Origin of the sequence: Chelatococcus caeni, assembly GCF_014196925.1 — a bacterium.
Lineage (GTDB): Bacteria > Pseudomonadota > Alphaproteobacteria > Rhizobiales > Beijerinckiaceae > Chelatococcus_A > Chelatococcus_A caeni.
Genome location: NZ_JACIEN010000001.1, coordinates 1,173,806 through 1,187,514 on the forward strand (window position 1 = coordinate 1,173,806; position 13,709 = coordinate 1,187,514).

At 69.2% G+C, this 13,709-nt stretch carries 14 protein-coding genes; 12 read left to right on the plus strand and 2 right to left on the minus strand.

The window, feature by feature from the left end:
* Positions 1-8 precede the first annotated feature (8 nt).
* The 6 genes from mce (at position 9) to GGR16_RS05660 (ending at position 5,630) form a co-directional block, all read left to right on the plus strand.
* Positions 9-413, plus strand: coding sequence for a methylmalonyl-CoA epimerase (gene mce, locus GGR16_RS05635; protein WP_183315941.1), 405 nt, complete (start codon positions 9-11; stop codon positions 411-413).
* A 51-nt stretch (positions 414-464) separates the two neighbouring features.
* Positions 465-695, plus strand: coding sequence for a DUF1467 family protein (locus GGR16_RS05640; protein WP_019403682.1), 231 nt, complete (start codon positions 465-467; stop codon positions 693-695).
* A gap of 428 nt (positions 696-1,123) precedes the next feature.
* Entirely contained in the window at positions 1,124-2,446 is a 1,323-nt protein-coding gene (proS, locus tag GGR16_RS05645) for a proline--tRNA ligase (RefSeq protein ID WP_183315942.1), read from the plus strand.
* Positions 2,447-2,471: 25 nt separating this feature from the next.
* Positions 2,472-3,752 carry a lipoprotein-releasing ABC transporter permease subunit gene (locus GGR16_RS05650; RefSeq protein WP_053193916.1) on the plus strand — a complete coding sequence of 427 codons (1,281 nt, stop codon included), beginning with the start codon at positions 2,472-2,474 and terminating at the stop codon, positions 3,750-3,752.
* 6 nt (positions 3,753-3,758) lie between these two features.
* A complete protein-coding gene (locus GGR16_RS05655; RefSeq protein ID WP_019403679.1) occupies positions 3,759-4,451 on the plus strand; it encodes an ABC transporter ATP-binding protein in 693 nt (230 codons plus the stop codon).
* A 150-nt stretch (positions 4,452-4,601) separates the two neighbouring features.
* Positions 4,602-5,630 (plus strand): ribose-phosphate diphosphokinase, encoded by a 1,029-nt coding sequence (locus tag GGR16_RS05660; protein ID WP_183315943.1) that lies wholly within the window; start codon positions 4,602-4,604, stop codon positions 5,628-5,630.
* Here GGR16_RS05660 and GGR16_RS05665 read toward each other — a convergent pair.
* Entirely contained in the window at positions 5,608-6,675 is a 1,068-nt protein-coding gene (locus tag GGR16_RS05665; RefSeq protein ID WP_183315944.1) for a hypothetical protein, read from the minus strand. The two genes, GGR16_RS05660 and GGR16_RS05665, sit on opposite strands and share 23 nt — an antisense overlap.
* Positions 6,676-6,939: 264 nt before the next feature.
* On the opposite strand from GGR16_RS05665, the gene GGR16_RS05670 reads away from it, so the two are divergent.
* Positions 6,940-7,437 (plus strand): beta/alpha barrel domain-containing protein, encoded by a 498-nt coding sequence (locus GGR16_RS05670; RefSeq protein WP_019403676.1) that lies wholly within the window; start codon positions 6,940-6,942, stop codon positions 7,435-7,437.
* On the plus strand, positions 7,434-7,652 hold the full coding sequence (locus GGR16_RS05675; RefSeq protein ID WP_019403675.1) for a hypothetical protein: 219 nt from the start codon (positions 7,434-7,436) through the stop codon (positions 7,650-7,652). The genes GGR16_RS05670 and GGR16_RS05675 overlap by 4 nt, the downstream gene beginning before the upstream one ends.
* A gap of 103 nt (positions 7,653-7,755) precedes the next feature.
* Here the strand turns inward: GGR16_RS05675 and GGR16_RS05680 are convergent, their stop codons facing one another.
* Entirely contained in the window at positions 7,756-8,202 is a 447-nt protein-coding gene (locus GGR16_RS05680; RefSeq protein WP_183315945.1) for a host attachment protein, read from the minus strand.
* Between the two features lie 224 nt (positions 8,203-8,426).
* Between GGR16_RS05680 and GGR16_RS05685 the strand changes: the two genes are divergently transcribed.
* The 4 genes from GGR16_RS05685 (at position 8,427) to GGR16_RS05700 (ending at position 13,270) form a co-directional block, all read left to right on the plus strand.
* Entirely contained in the window at positions 8,427-9,122 is a 696-nt protein-coding gene (locus GGR16_RS05685) for a CBS domain-containing protein (protein WP_343059581.1), read from the plus strand.
* A gap of 19 nt (positions 9,123-9,141) precedes the next feature.
* Positions 9,142-10,080 (plus strand): 1-phosphofructokinase family hexose kinase, encoded by a 939-nt coding sequence (locus GGR16_RS05690; protein WP_183315946.1) that lies wholly within the window; start codon positions 9,142-9,144, stop codon positions 10,078-10,080.
* A gap of 89 nt (positions 10,081-10,169) precedes the next feature.
* Positions 10,170-12,575: a phosphoenolpyruvate synthase gene (gene ppsA, locus GGR16_RS05695; protein WP_019403671.1), complete on the plus strand. Its 2,406-nt coding sequence runs from the start codon at positions 10,170-10,172 to the stop codon at positions 12,573-12,575.
* Entirely contained in the window at positions 12,572-13,270 is a 699-nt protein-coding gene (locus GGR16_RS05700) for a CBS domain-containing protein (protein ID WP_019403670.1), read from the plus strand. Before ppsA ends, GGR16_RS05700 begins: the two co-directional genes overlap by 4 nt.
* Positions 13,271-13,709: the final 439 nt, after the last annotated feature.

Genomic DNA, 13,709 nt, shown 5'->3' on the forward strand with positions numbered 1-13,709 from the left:
AGAGCCTCATGATCGGCCGCCTCAACCACGTCGCCATCGCCGTCCGCGATCTCGAAAGCGCCTGCGCCGTCTACAGGGACACCCTCGGAGCACGCCTGTCGCCGGCGGTGCCGCAACCCGAGCATGGTGTCACCACGGTCTTCATCGAGCTGCCGAACACCAAGATCGAGCTGCTCGCGCCCCTGGGCGCCGATTCGCCGATCGCCCGCTTCCTGGAGCGCAATGCCGACGGCGGCATCCACCACATCTGCTACGAGGTGGACGACATCCTCGCCGCGCGCGACCGGCTGGTGGAGAAGGGCGCGCGCGTGCTCGGCAGCGGCGAGCCGAAGATCGGCGCGCACGGCAAGCCGGTGCTCTTTCTCCACCCCAAGGACTTTTGCGGCACGCTCGTCGAGCTGGAGCAGGCCTGACCTGCTGTCTCCAAGCCCTAAGAAAAAGACCGAGCGAAGCGAGTAGACCCGATGACCATCGCGACCTGGCTGGCCCTCTATTTCATCATCTGGTGGACGGTTCTCTTCGCCGTCCTGCCCTTCGGCGTGCGCAGCCAGGTCGAATCGGGCGAGGTGACGAGCGGCACGGAGCCAGGCGCGCCGGCGCGGCCGCAGCTCCTGAGGAAGGTGCTGGCGACGACCGTCGTGTCAGCCATCGTCCTCGCGCTCGTGAAGGTCGCGCTGGCGCTCATCGAATTGTGACCGGGGGACGGGGGAAGCGCGGTTGGTTGCGCGTGAAACCGTAGATTCCAACAAAAAAGCAAGGCTGACGCCTTGCTGTTGGAGTTTCTTCTCGAACCCGTAACGCCTGTTCATTCGGAACAATGGGGTGCTCTCGCACCTCTCGACGCCGCTTGGGCTTCCTCCCGAGACCTGGACCGCAGTTCCTGCTCTGTGAATAGTGGCAGGGACTTTCGATCGGGTAACAATGCATAGTCGATCGTTCACCACTTGTCACCCATTTGTGCAGGGGCTGCCCGCATTTTTTGCATGGTGTTGTCACACATGAGTCGGAAGGCGGTGGGACGGTCGGCGAATCGCAAAGCCAGCCTTGTCTTTTGCCGTGCGGCGGTGTTGTCTCAGCAAACGACTCGCTTCCCCTTCCACACAAGCCCGGTTGCCGGTTTCTCATGCGTCTCAGCCGCTATTTCCTGCCCACGCTCCGCGAAGATCCCAAAGAGGCGGAGATCGTTTCCCATCGCCTGATGCTGCGGGCGGGGCTCATCCGGCAGCAATCGGCGGGGATCTATTCCTGGCTGCCGATCGGCCTCAAGGTCCTGAACAAGATTTCGGCAATCGTGCGCGAGGAGCAGAACCGCTCCGGCGCGGTCGAACTCTTGATGCCGACCATCCAGTCGGCCGACCTGTGGCGTGAATCGAGCCGCTACGACGCCTACGGCAAGGAGATGCTGCGCATCACCGACCGGCACGAGCGCGAGATGCTCTACGGGCCGACGAACGAGGAGATGATCACGGACATCTTCCGGTCCTACGTGCGCTCCTACAAGGACCTGCCGCTCAACCTCTACCACATCCAGTGGAAGTTCCGGGACGAGATCAGGCCGCGCTTCGGCACCATGCGCTCGCGCGAGTTCCTGATGAAGGATGCCTATTCCTTCGACATCGACCAGGCCGGCGCGCGCCATTCCTACAACAGGATGTTCGTGGCCTATCTGCGCACCTTTGCCCGCCTCGGCCTCAAGGCCATCCCGATGCAGGCGGATACGGGCCCCATCGGCGGTGACCTCAGCCACGAGTTCATCATCCTGGCCTCGACGGGCGAGAGCGAGGTGTTCTGCCACCGCGACTTCCTCGATTTCCCGATCCCGACCGCGGATACGGATTTCGACGACATCGCCGGCCTGCAGACGATCGTCGACAAGTGGACGTCGCTCTATGCCGCGACCTCCGAGAAGCACGACGAGGCCGCCTTCGCCGCCATTCCGAATGACCGGAAGGTGTCGGCGCGCGGCATCGAGGTCGGCCACATCTTCTATTTCGGCACGAAATATTCCCTGCCGATGAAGGCGACGGTCACGGGGCCGGACGGCCAGGAGCATCCCGTGCACATGGGCTCCTACGGCATCGGCCCGTCGCGCCTCGTCGCCGCCATCATCGAGGCGAGCCACGACGAGGCCGGCATCGTCTGGCCGGATCCGATCGCACCCTTCGACGTCTCGCTCATCAACATCAAGGTGGGCGACACGGCGACGGACGAGGCCTGCGCGCATCTCTACCGGGCGCTCGCCCTGCGCGGCCTCGACGTGCTCTACGACGACCGGGACGAGCGTCCCGGCGCCAAGTTCGCCACGGCCGACCTCGTCGGCATGCCGTGGCAGATCCTCGTCGGCCCCAAGGGCCTTGCCGACGGCAAGGTGGAGGTGAAGCGCCGCGCCACGGGTGAGCGCGAGCTTCTGTCGATCGAGGATGCCGTGACGCGGATCGCGGGCTGACGGCGAGGCAGGGGCGGGGAGCGGCATGAGCGGACGCGCGGCCGAGAGCGGTTCGACGAGACCCTTTGCGCTCTTCGAGTGGCTGCTCGCGGCCCGCTATCTGCGGGCGCGCCGGCGCGAAGGCTTCATCTCCGTTATTGCCGGCTTCTCCTTCCTCGGCATCATGCTCGGGGTCGCGACGCTGATCGTCGTGATGTCGGTGATGAACGGCTTTCGCAAGGAGCTGCTCGACAAGATCGTCGGCGTGAACGGCCACATGTTCATCCAGCCGATCGATTCCCCGCTGACCGATTTCGACGCCGTGTCGAAGCGGCTCGCCGACCTCTCGGGGGTGAAGCTCGTCGTGCCGATGGTGGAGGGCCAGGCGCTCGTCTCCTCCACAGCGGCCTCCGGCGGCGCCCTGGTGCGCGGGGTGCGCGAGGCCGACATCGCCAGCATTCCCTTCATCGCCGATACCATCCGGCAGGGCACGCTGCGCGATTTCGACGAGAAGGGCGGCGTCGCCATCGGCCGGCGCATGGCCGAATATCTCGGCCTTCGCGTCGGCGATTCGCTCACCATCGTCTCGCCGCGCGGCGCCGCGACGGCCTTCGGCACCGCGCCGCGCATCAAGGCCTACCCCATCGTCGCGGTGTTCGAGATCGGCATGTCCGAGTTCGACAACACCTTCGTCTACATGCCGCTCGGGGAGGCGCAGGCCTATTTCAACCGGGATGGCGACGTCAGCGTCATCGAGGTCTTCCTTCACAATGCCGATGACGTCGGCGCCATGCGCCCGCGCATCGAGGAAGCCGCCGGCCGGCCGATCATGATCACCGACTGGCGCCAGCGGAACCGCACCTTCTTCGGCGCGCTCGAGGTCGAGCGCAACGTGATGTTCCTCATCCTCACGCTGATCGTTCTGGTGGCGGCTCTCAACATCGTCTCGGGCCTCATCATGCTGGTGAAGGACAAGAGCGAGGACATCGCCATCCTGCGCACGATGGGGGCGACGCGCGGCTCCGTGATGCGGGTGTTCCTCATCACCGGCGCCTCCATCGGCATCGTGGGCACGCTCGCCGGCTTCCTGCTCGGCCTGACGCTCGCGTGGAACGTGGAGGCGATCCGCAGCTTCCTGTCGCAGCTGACGAGCTCCAACCTCTTCCCGGCCGAGCTCTACTTCCTCAGCCGCTTGCCGGCCGAGATCGACCCGGGCGAGGTGACGACCGTGGTGCTCATGGCGATCGTCCTGTCGCTCGTGGCAACGCTCTACCCGAGTTGGCGGGCGGCGCGCCTCGACCCCGTCGAAGCCCTGCGCTACGGGTGAGACGGCATGACGACGCCCCAGACGCCGGCCCTGTTCCTCTCCAAGATCGAGCGCCGCTACCCGCAGGGCGAGACGATGCTCGACATCCTGCGCGGTGCGGACCTCGCCGTCTGGCCGGGCGAGATCGTCGCGCTCGTCGCACCGTCGGGCACCGGCAAGTCGACGCTGCTGCACATCGCCGGCCTCCTGGAGCATCCCGACAGCGGCGAGGTCTATGTCGGCGGCGAGCCGACGACCGGGCTCGACGATGCGGGGCGCACGCGCCTGAGGCGTCTCGACATCGGTTTCGTCTACCAGTTCCACCACCTCCTGCCGGAGTTCTCGGCGCTTGAGAATGTCGCCCTGCCGCAGCTCATCCGTGGCCTGGCGCGCAGGGAGGCCGAGGCCCGCGCCGCCGAGGTGCTGAGCTTCCTCGGCCTCGGCGAGCGCCTCGTCCACCGGCCGGCCGAGCTCTCCGGCGGCGAGCAGCAGCGCGTCGCCATCGCCCGCGCCGTCGCCAACGCACCGCGGGTGCTCCTCGCCGACGAGCCGACCGGCAACCTCGACCCGAAGACGTCGGACTACGTCTTCTCGATGCTGGTCGCGCTGGTGCGCGCCTCGCGCCTCGCGGCCGTGATCGCGACACACAACCTCGACCTTGCCGCGCGGATGGACCGGCGCGTCACCATCCGCGACGGCCTCGTGGTCAGCCTCGACTGAACCGCGAGGCGCAGGCCGCGATGCGCCGGCACCAGCACCGGCGAACCACCCGATCCCCCAGGACATCTCCACATTGCCTCACCGGCCGTCAGGCGCTCCTATGTCGGCAGGGGGACGCTCGGTCGCCCGCCATTCGACAGGAGGCACGCGATGCCAGCAGCCACGGTTTGGTCACCCGCCGATGTGCGGCCCGTCGCGGCCGACCGGCTGAAGATCTTCGCACTCGTCGGCTCGCAGGATCTCGGTCAGGCGGTTGCGCGGCTCATCGGGCAGGAGCCGGCCCGGCACGAGGAGCGGGATTTCGAGGATGGCGAGCACAAGGCGCGGCCGCTGGAGCCCGTTTCCGGCGCCGATGTCTACGTGATCCACTCGCTGCACGGCGGCCCCGAGCAAAGCGCCAACGACAAGCTGTGCCGGCTGCTCTTCTTCATCGGCGCGCTCAAGGATGCGGGGGCGGCGCGCGTCACGGCCGTCACGCCCTATCTCTGCTACGGGCGCAAGGAGCGGCGCACCAAGGCGCTCGATCCAGTGATCACCCGCTACATCGCAGCCCTCTTCGAGGCCGTGGGGACGGATGCGGTCGTGGCGCTCGACGTGCACAGCGAAACCGCCTTCGAGAATGCCTTCCGTCGGCCGGCGGTGGCGCTCACGGCGGCGCCGCTGCTCGTCGGACACCTTGCCGCGAGCCTCGGGGACGAGCCGCTGTGCGTCGTCTCGCCGGATCTCGGCGGCGGCAAGCGGGCCGACCTGTTCCGCGACGTGCTGGAGGCGATGACGGGCCGGGTGGCCGGCAAGGCCTTCGCGGAGAAGCGGCGCAGCGGCGGCGTCGTCTCGGGCGATCTCTTCGTCGGCGACGTCGCGGGCGCCACCTGCATCATCGTCGACGATCTCGTCAGCACGGGCGGCACTCTGGCGCGTGCGGCGAAGGCGGCCCGGGCGGGCGGCGCGCGGAGCGTCATCGCCTGCGTGACGCACGGCCTCTTCATGCCCGGCGCCGAAACGGCCCTCGCGGATCCCGCCATCGACCGCATCGTGGCGAGCGACAGCGTGCCGCCGTTCCGCCTGCCGGATGGGCCGGTGCGTGACAAGCTCGACATCGTGCCGATCGCGCCGCTCGTCGCCGAGACGATCGCGCGGATGCATACGGGCCGGACGCTCAGCGACCTGTTCGTCTACTGAGGATGCGCTCAAGCCGTCCTGCATCGGCAAGGGCAAGATCGATGTAGGTGCGCGCGAGGCGTGGCCATTTCTCCGGCGTGCGGGGATCGGCATCGAGAAGGTGGGCGATGGCGAGGCGCGCCCGCAGCAGGGCCCGGTGGCTGCGGTAGAACAGAAAGAGGCCGCTGCCGCTGCGGTCGCCGAGCGGCCGCGCGAGGCGCCGGTGCAGCGCTTCTCCCGCCCAGCGCACGCCGAGCCGCTCGCATTCGAGATGGAGGAAGGCTATCTCGTCGAGCGGGTCGAGCGCGCGCAGCTGCGCTGAGAACTCGAGGCAGTCGATGACGACGACGGGATCGCTCAGCCAGATGTGCTCAGGTCTGAGGTCTCCATGCGCCTCGACGATGCGGTGCGCGCGCCGGCCGATGATGTCCGGCCGCCGGGCAAGGAAGGCGCGCTGCGCGCGGCAGATGCGCGCGATCGCGCCTTCCGGCAGGTGAAAGCGCGGATCGCGCAGGAGCTGCTCGTTCTCGAGCAGGGCTCGCCGCCAGCGCGCCAGATGCACGGCGGGAGCGACGGGAAGGCGGCGGACCCGCCGGTAGAACGTCGCGAGCCGAGCCGCGAGTCGCTCTGCGTCCGCCCGCGTCAGGCGCTGCTCGCGGGCGCGAGTCTCGAGCGTATGGCGCTCGTCCAGGCGGCGCATGAGGACGAGCCAGTCGACGATCGTTCCGACCGCGCCGAAGGACAGGCCGTCCGGCGTCCGCCTGAGCGGCAGGACCTCCAGATAGACATCGGGGGCAAGGCGGCGGTTGAGCGCCAGCTCGGTGCGGCAGGCTGCCGCCCGCTGGTCGATGGTCGAAAAATCGAGATAGGCGGACCGCACGGGCTTCTTGAGCTTGTAGACGTGCTGCTCGGTCAGGAACAGCCAGGACATGTGCGTCTCGTGCGCCTCGACCGTGCATGCGGGCAGGGCGAGGCACTCCGGCTGGCAGAGGAAGCGCACCTTGTCCGCAAGCGGAACATCCGGCGCGGGCTCGGCCTTGAGGCGCGATGTCGAAGGCGCGAACATGCGCTAAGGTTATACACCGCCCCGCCTGCGGCGTTGACGTCGATCAAGGCGAGATGGCCCGTGAGGCGCCATTGTCGCCAGCCAAGGGCACCCTTCGGGGCCGGTGCGGCGGGCCGCCAGCGGGCGCCGCACCGGTTGCCGTAAGGCGGGTTGTCCGCGAGGAGCCTGTCCGAGGTGTGCGGATGGATGCTGCCGGTGCCCTGCTCACCGACCTCTACCAGCTGAACATGCTCCAGGCCCCTCGACGAGGAGGAGATCGCGGCCATGCTGGCGGCCGGCGCCCCCATCGACGGCTTCGGCATCGGCACCAGCCTGACGACCTCTTCCGACGCACCGGCGCTCGACTGCGCCTACAAGCTGCAGGAATACGCCGGGGTCGCGCGGCGCAAGCTCTCGGCCGGCAAGGCCACCTGGCCCGGACGCAAGCAGGTCTGGCGCAGCCATGGCGCCGATGGGCGGATCGCCGGCGACATCCTCTCTGTGGTGGACGATGACCAGCCCGGCACACCGCTGCTTGTGCCCGTCATGCGCGGCGGCAGGCGCATCGCACCGCAGTCGACGCTCGCCGCGATGCGCACGTTTGCGGCCGAGGCCCTGTCCCGCCTGCCAAACGACCTGCGCCGGCTCGATCCGGCGCCGGCCTATCCGGTCACGGTTGCGCCGAAGCTTCATGCGCTCGCCGAGGCTGTCGACCGGCGGCTCGCCGCATCGCAGGGAGGGGCGGGCTCGGACGCGGGAACCAGAAACGGGAGTTGCCGATGAGATCGCCTTCCAAGGCCAAGACGCCGACTGCCAAGACGCCGAGTACCAAGATGCCGACACGAAAGCCGCCCGAGAAGCCGGCCTCCGAGGAGGCTGAAAGGCGGCGGCGGCTTGAGGAACAACTCGAAGAAGGGCTCAAGGGAACCTTCCCGGCATCCGACCCGGTTTCGGTGACGGAGCCGGCGCCGACGCGGCCGGGCAACAACGGCCATTGAGGTCCGCGAGCTGAATCGCCCCCGGGGCTGAGAAGGAAGGGACCGCCTGCGGCTGGCGCGGGCGGTCCTGGGATCGTCGTTGCGGGGCCGCCGGCGTGGGCGGTCACGCGTTCGTCAGCAGCCGCTCGATCTCGTAGACGGGGTGCTTGGTCAGGTCCTTCCCGACCTCGGCGAGCAGCGTCGCGCGCATGTCGTCGGCGAGGCATTCGCGCATGGCGGCCAGCATGCGCGGCGGCGCAACGAGCACGAGGCCGGGCGGATGCATCGCCTTGTGCAGGGATTCGAGCGTCCGCATCGTCTCTTCGGCGAACTGCACCTTGGCCTCGCGGTGCCAGTCCGTGCCGTCGACGGCGCTCGCCGGGCCGGCGGCATTCTGCGTGCGGCCGGGCCGATCGGTGCCGGTCGTCGCATTGGCACCGTTCTCGGGAGCTTCCGCATGGCGCTCGACCTTGAGGTTGGGAAAGACCTCGTCGCCCTCGTTGCGCAGGAAGAGGGCCTTGCGGGCATCGCACACGACGACGAGGGCATCGTGGGGGAGGGAAAGCTGCATGAGAAGCTCCAGCTGCGAAAAGTGACGCTGCCGATAGTCGAGCACCTGCAGGAGCGTTCATTGATCGACCGCAACCTGGCGTCGAAATCGCACATGCGCCTGCGCCGTTGATCTGTCGCAATGCCCGGCGGCTCCCTCCGTGCCAGCGTTGCAAGGTCCCGCGCCTGCGAAGGCAGACCTCGCGGATTGCGCCGGGCGGTCCATTGCCGAACGGGAGGCGAGCGGTGGAACAGACAGCCAGGGACGTCATGGCGACGGACGTGGTGAGCGTCCGCCCCGACACCAGCGTGCGGCACGCCGCCGAGATCATGCTGGCGCGGGGGCTGAGCGGCCTGCCGGTGATCGACGACGACGGCCGGCTCGCCGGCGTCATCACCGAGGGCGACCTCATGCGCCGGGCCGAGCTGCGCGATGCGCTGGGATCCGCAGAGACGTCGGGCGCATCGGAGCCGGACAGGAGCCGCGACTACGTCACCGGCCACAGCTGGCGTGTCGGCGACGTGATGAGCACCCCCGCCGTCGCGGTGGAGGAGACGACGCCGCTGGGCGAGATCGCAGCGCTGTTCGACCGGCGGGCCATCAAGCGCGTGCCGGTGCTGCGCGCGGGCGTGCTCGTCGGCATCGTCAGCCGGTCGGACCTGCTGCGGGGCATCGTCACGGCCGCGCCGGACCGCACGGCCGCCGGCGACGCCGCCATCCGCCTCGGCATCGTCACGCGGCTGCGCCACGATCTCGGGCTCGCGGAGCCTCTGCCCGACGTCGTCGTGACGCGCGGCATCGTCCACCTGTCCGGCATCGTCCGCTCCGAGACGGAGCGCGCGGCGGTGCGCGTCGTCGCGGAAGGTGTCCGTGGCGTGGCCGGCGTCGACGACCGTCTCGTCGTGCAGCCGCAGGAGCCGTCCGGACCTGAAGCGGCATGAAGGCAGAGAAGGAGGCGACATGGCGCCCATCCTCACGGTGACGCTCAGTCCGACCATCGACATGGCGAGCGAGGCCGAGGTCGTGCGGCCGACGCACAAGGTGCGCACGGCGCAGGAGCGGTTCGATCCCGGTGGCGGCGGCATCAACGTCGCCCGTGTCATCGCGATGCTCGGCGGCACGGTCGAGGCGGCCTATCTCGCCGGCGGCATCACCGGCGCGCTGCTCGACCAGCTCGTCGCGCCGACCGGCATCGAGGGCAGGCCCTTTCCGATCGCCGGGGCGACACGGGTCAGCTACACGGTGCACGAGCGCAGCACCGGGCTCGAATACCGCTTCGTCGCATCAGGGCCCGAGGTGAGCACGCGGGAGCTCGAGCCCTGCCTTGCCCTCCTGCGCAAGACCGACAGCCGCTGGATCGTCGCGAGCGGCAGCCTGCCGCGCGGCTTGCCGCTGGAGACGTTCGCCAGGATGGCGGATATCGCCGCGCAGCGCGGCGCACGCTTCGTCCTCGACAGTTCGGGGGAGGCGCTGGCGGCGACACTCGACCGTTCCCGCGTCTTCCTGGTCAAGCCGAGCCGGGGCGAGCTCGAGCAGTTCGTCGGCCATCCGCTCGACGAGATGGGCGTGCGCGAGGCCGCGCTCGCGCTGGTACGGCGCGGCGCGGCCGAGATGGTGGCCGTGACGCTCGGGGCCGGCGGGGCGGTGCTGGCGAGCAAGGCTGGCATCACGCGCGTGCCGGCGCTGCATGTGCCCGTGCGCTCCGCCGTGGGTGCCGGCGACAGCTTTCTCGGGGCCATGACCTTCGCCCTCGCTGCGGACCGCTCGCCCGAGGAGGCCCTGCGCCTCGCCATCGCGGCCGGGGCGGCCGCAGTGCTGACGCCGGGCACCACCTTGTGCCGGCGCGAGGACGTGCTGCGCCTCTATGCCGAGGCCGAGGCGTGCGAAACAGCCGGCTGATTTGATCACCCTCAAGGCCCCGGCTTCGCTGTCGGCCGAGGCTATGCCTGTCCGGGCCGCCGGGAGGCCCGGGAAGGGGGAGTGGAGCGATGACGAAGCAATCCCCGCCGGTCATCTGGTTCGAGGACCTCTCCCGCGCCGACGTGGCGCGGGTCGGAGGCAAGAACGCCTCGCTCGGCGAGATGGTCCGGGCGCTCGCTCCGAAGGGCATTCGCGTGCCGGGCGGCTTTGCCACCACGGCCGACGCCTTCCGCGACTATCTCGCAGCGAACGGGCTCGGGGCGCCGATCGCGGATCACCTCGCGGCGCTTGCTTCCGGCAAGCAGACATTGGCGGAGACGGGCCAGGCCGTCCGCAGCCTCATCCTGCACGGCGACTGGCCGGCCGCGACGCAGGAGGCGATCATCGCCGCCTACCGCCGCTTGTGCGCCGAGAGCGGCCGCGCCGACATCGACGTCGCCGTTCGCTCGAGCGCCACGGCCGAAGACCTGCCCGAGGCGAGCTTCGCGGGACAGCAGGAGACCTTCCTCAACATCCGTGGCGAGGCGGCGCTCGTCGAGGCCTGCCGCCGCTGCTACGCCTCGCTCTTCACCGACCGCGCCATCAGCTACCGCCAGGCCAAGGGCTTCGACCACATGCAGGTGGCGCTCTCCGTCGGCGTGCAGCGCATGGTGCGCTCCGACATCGGCGGCGCCGGCGTCATGTTCTCCATCGACACGGAGACGGGTTTCGACAAGGTCGTGCGCATCGATGCCGCCTGGGGCCTCGGCGAGACCGTGGTGCAGGGCAGCGTCGGGCCTGACGAGTACCAGGTGTTCAAGCCGCTCCTCGCCGATCCCGCGCTGTCGCCGATCATCGACAAGACCTGCGGGGACAAGGCGCACAAGCTCATCTATGGCGGCGGCGAGACGCCGACCCGCCTCGTGCCCGCGTCGAAGGCCGAGCGGGCCGCCTTCGTGCTCGACGATGTCGAGATCCTGACCCTCGCGCGCTGGGCCGTCGCCATCGAGACCCACTACGGCTGCCCGATGGACATCGAATGGGCCAGGGACGGCGAGACCGGCGAGCTCTTCGTCGTCCAGGCAAGGCCCGAGACGGTGCAGGCCCGGCGCCGCGCCGATGCCTTCCGCACCTTCCGCATCACCCGCAAGGGTCGCAAGCTTTCCTCCGGCCTCGCCATCGGCGACGCGGTCGTCTCCGGTTGGATCTGCCTCATCGAAAGCGCCCGCGACATCGCACGTTTCGTCGACGGCAGCATTCTCGTCACCGGGACGACCGATCCCGACTGGGTGCCGGTCATGAAGCGGGCCGCGGCGATCGTCACGGACAGGGGCGGGCGCACCTCCCACGCGGCCATCATCAGCCGCGAGCTCGGACTGCCGGCCATCGTCGGGACGGGCAACGCGACGGAACTGCTCCACGACGGCCAGGAGGTGACGGTGTCCTGCGCCGAGGGCGACGAGGGCTTCGTCTACGAGGGCACAGCCGATGTGGAGGCGGAGACGCTCGACATCGGCGCCCTCCCGCAGACCGCCACCCAGGTCATGCTCAACCTCGCCAACCCTGCGGCGGCCTTCCGCTGGTGGCGCCTGCCGGCCGACGGCGTCGGGCTGGCGCGCATGGAATTCGTCATCAGCAACGCCATCCGCGTCCATCCGATGGCGCTCGTGCGCTACGACGAACTGCGCGACGAGACGGCCCGGCGCGAGATCGCCGCGCTCACGGCCGGCTATGGCGACCGCACGGACTATTTCGTCGACCGGCTGTCGCGCGGGCTCGCGCGGCTTGCCGCCAGCTTCCACCCCAAGCCGGTCATCATCCGCACGAGCGACTTCAAGACCAACGAATATGCCGGCCTCGTCGGCGGCGCCGGGTTCGAGCCGCACGAGGAAAACCCGATGATCGGCCTGCGCGGCGCCTCGCGCTACTACTCGCCGCACTATCGGGAGGGCTTTGCGCTCGAATGTCGTGCCATCCGGCGCCTGCGCAACGAAATGGGCTTCCGGAACGTTATCGTCATGATCCCGTTCTGCCGTTCGCCCGCCGAGGCCGACGCGGTCCTCGCCGTCATGGCGGAGAACGGGCTCAGGCGTGGCGAGGACGGGCTGGAGGTCTACGTGATGTGCGAGATCCCCTCCAACGTCATCCTGGCGCGGGAGTTCGCCGCACGTTTCGACGGCTTCTCCATCGGCTCCAACGACCTCACCCAGCTCACGCTCGGTGTCGACCGGGATTCGGCGGAGCTCGCCCCGCTGTTCGACGAGGAGGACGCGGCGGTGAAGTGGATGATCGCGCGCGTCATCGGCGAAGCGCGTGCCGCGGGCGCGAAGATCGGCCTGTGCGGCCAGGCGCCGAGCGACAATCCGGCCTTTGCCGCCTTTCTCGTCGAGGCCGGCATCCATTCCCTGTCCGTGAGCCCCGACAGCTTCGTCGCCGTCAAGCAGGCGGTTGCCGCTGCAGAGCGCCGGCACGGACACAACGAGGAGGCACGATGATGAAGGTTGGCGACATCATGACCCTGGGCGCGGCGACGGTGCGTCCCGACACGCCGCTCCTCGAAGCCGCGCAGCTGATGCTGCACCACGGCATCAGTGGCGTGCCTGTCGTTGACGCGGACGGACGGCTCGTCGGCATGGTGACCGAGCGCGACCTGCTGCGGCGGGCGGAGACCGGCACCGAGCACAGGCGCCCGCGCTGGCTCACCTTCCTCATGGATCCGGCGGCGCGGGCGGAGGACTATGTGCGCAGCCACGGCCGCAAGGTGTCCGACGTCATGTCGCACGACCCCGAGAGCGTCGCCCCCGACGCTCCGCTCACCGATGCGGTGGAATTGATGGAGCGGCGCGGCTTCAAGCGGCTGCCGATCGTGCGCGACGGCAAGGTCATCGGCATCGTGAGCCGAGCCAATTTCCTGCGCGTCCTGGCGCGCCGGCTCGAGGACGCGGCAGAGGCCACGGCCGAGGACATGGACATCCGCCGGCGCATCCTCGACGAGGTCGATCGCCAGGGCTGGGTGTCGAATTCGTCGCTCGACGTCGTGGTCAACGCCGGCAAGGTCGAGCTCGACGGCACGGTCGACGACGAGCGCGTGCGCGATGCCGTCCGCGTCTTGGCCGAGAACGAGCCGGGCGTCAGCGGGGTGGTGGATCGCCTGCGCGTCCAGCGCCCCATGACGCAATGGCCCATCTGACGGCGGTTCCCGCGACATCGCGCTATCGGTTCCGGGGGCCAGCGATCCGCCGGTCTCGAGGGCGGCCGAGGCGTCGGGTGCTTCGGTGACATCCGCCACGAACCGATTGCTTCCCCGTGCGCAGGCGAGCGCCCGCGCTCCGGCTGCTTCGCGCCGCCATCCCTGAAGGCACGCCGCACGGAGCGCCGGCGACGGTAATGATTTATTGACTCAAACACGCGCCGGGACTTGAACAAACAGTGAATAACGGTGAACATAAGACGAACAAGAGGAGCGAGACATGTTCAAAACCGTTGTCACCTCACTTGTCGAGATCGCATCGCTCGGCGTTTTCGTCACCATGATCGGCGTCTGGGCCACGGTTGCCAGCGCGCCTCCCGTCTGATCGAAAGACCGTCCACAGCCGGTCGGGCGCCGACCCTCGACGGCGCCGACCGGT

Bases quoted from the DNA above. Each gene is read 5' to 3' on its own strand.
- mce (WP_183315941.1), top strand. From the start codon at position 9: ATGATCGGCCGCCTCAACCACGTCGCCATCGCCGTCCGCGATCTCGAA.
- GGR16_RS05640 (WP_019403682.1), top strand. From the start codon at position 465: ATGACCATCGCGACCTGGCTGGCCCTCTATTTCATCATCTGGTGGACG.
- proS (WP_183315942.1), top strand. From the start codon at position 1,124: ATGCGTCTCAGCCGCTATTTCCTGCCCACGCTCCGCGAAGATCCCAAA.
- GGR16_RS05650 (WP_053193916.1), top strand. From the start codon at position 2,472: ATGAGCGGACGCGCGGCCGAGAGCGGTTCGACGAGACCCTTTGCGCTC.
- GGR16_RS05655 (WP_019403679.1), top strand. From the start codon at position 3,759: ATGACGACGCCCCAGACGCCGGCCCTGTTCCTCTCCAAGATCGAGCGC.
- GGR16_RS05660 (WP_183315943.1), top strand. From the start codon at position 4,602: ATGCCAGCAGCCACGGTTTGGTCACCCGCCGATGTGCGGCCCGTCGCG.
- GGR16_RS05665 (WP_183315944.1), bottom strand. From the start codon at position 6,675: ATGTTCGCGCCTTCGACATCGCGCCTCAAGGCCGAGCCCGCGCCGGAT.
- GGR16_RS05670 (WP_019403676.1), top strand. From the start codon at position 6,940: ATGCTGGCGGCCGGCGCCCCCATCGACGGCTTCGGCATCGGCACCAGC.
- GGR16_RS05675 (WP_019403675.1), top strand. From the start codon at position 7,434: ATGAGATCGCCTTCCAAGGCCAAGACGCCGACTGCCAAGACGCCGAGT.
- GGR16_RS05680 (WP_183315945.1), bottom strand. From the start codon at position 8,202: ATGCAGCTTTCCCTCCCCCACGATGCCCTCGTCGTCGTGTGCGATGCC.
- GGR16_RS05690 (WP_183315946.1), top strand. From the start codon at position 9,142: ATGGCGCCCATCCTCACGGTGACGCTCAGTCCGACCATCGACATGGCG.
- ppsA (WP_019403671.1), top strand. From the start codon at position 10,170: ATGACGAAGCAATCCCCGCCGGTCATCTGGTTCGAGGACCTCTCCCGC.
- GGR16_RS05700 (WP_019403670.1), top strand. From the start codon at position 12,572: ATGATGAAGGTTGGCGACATCATGACCCTGGGCGCGGCGACGGTGCGT.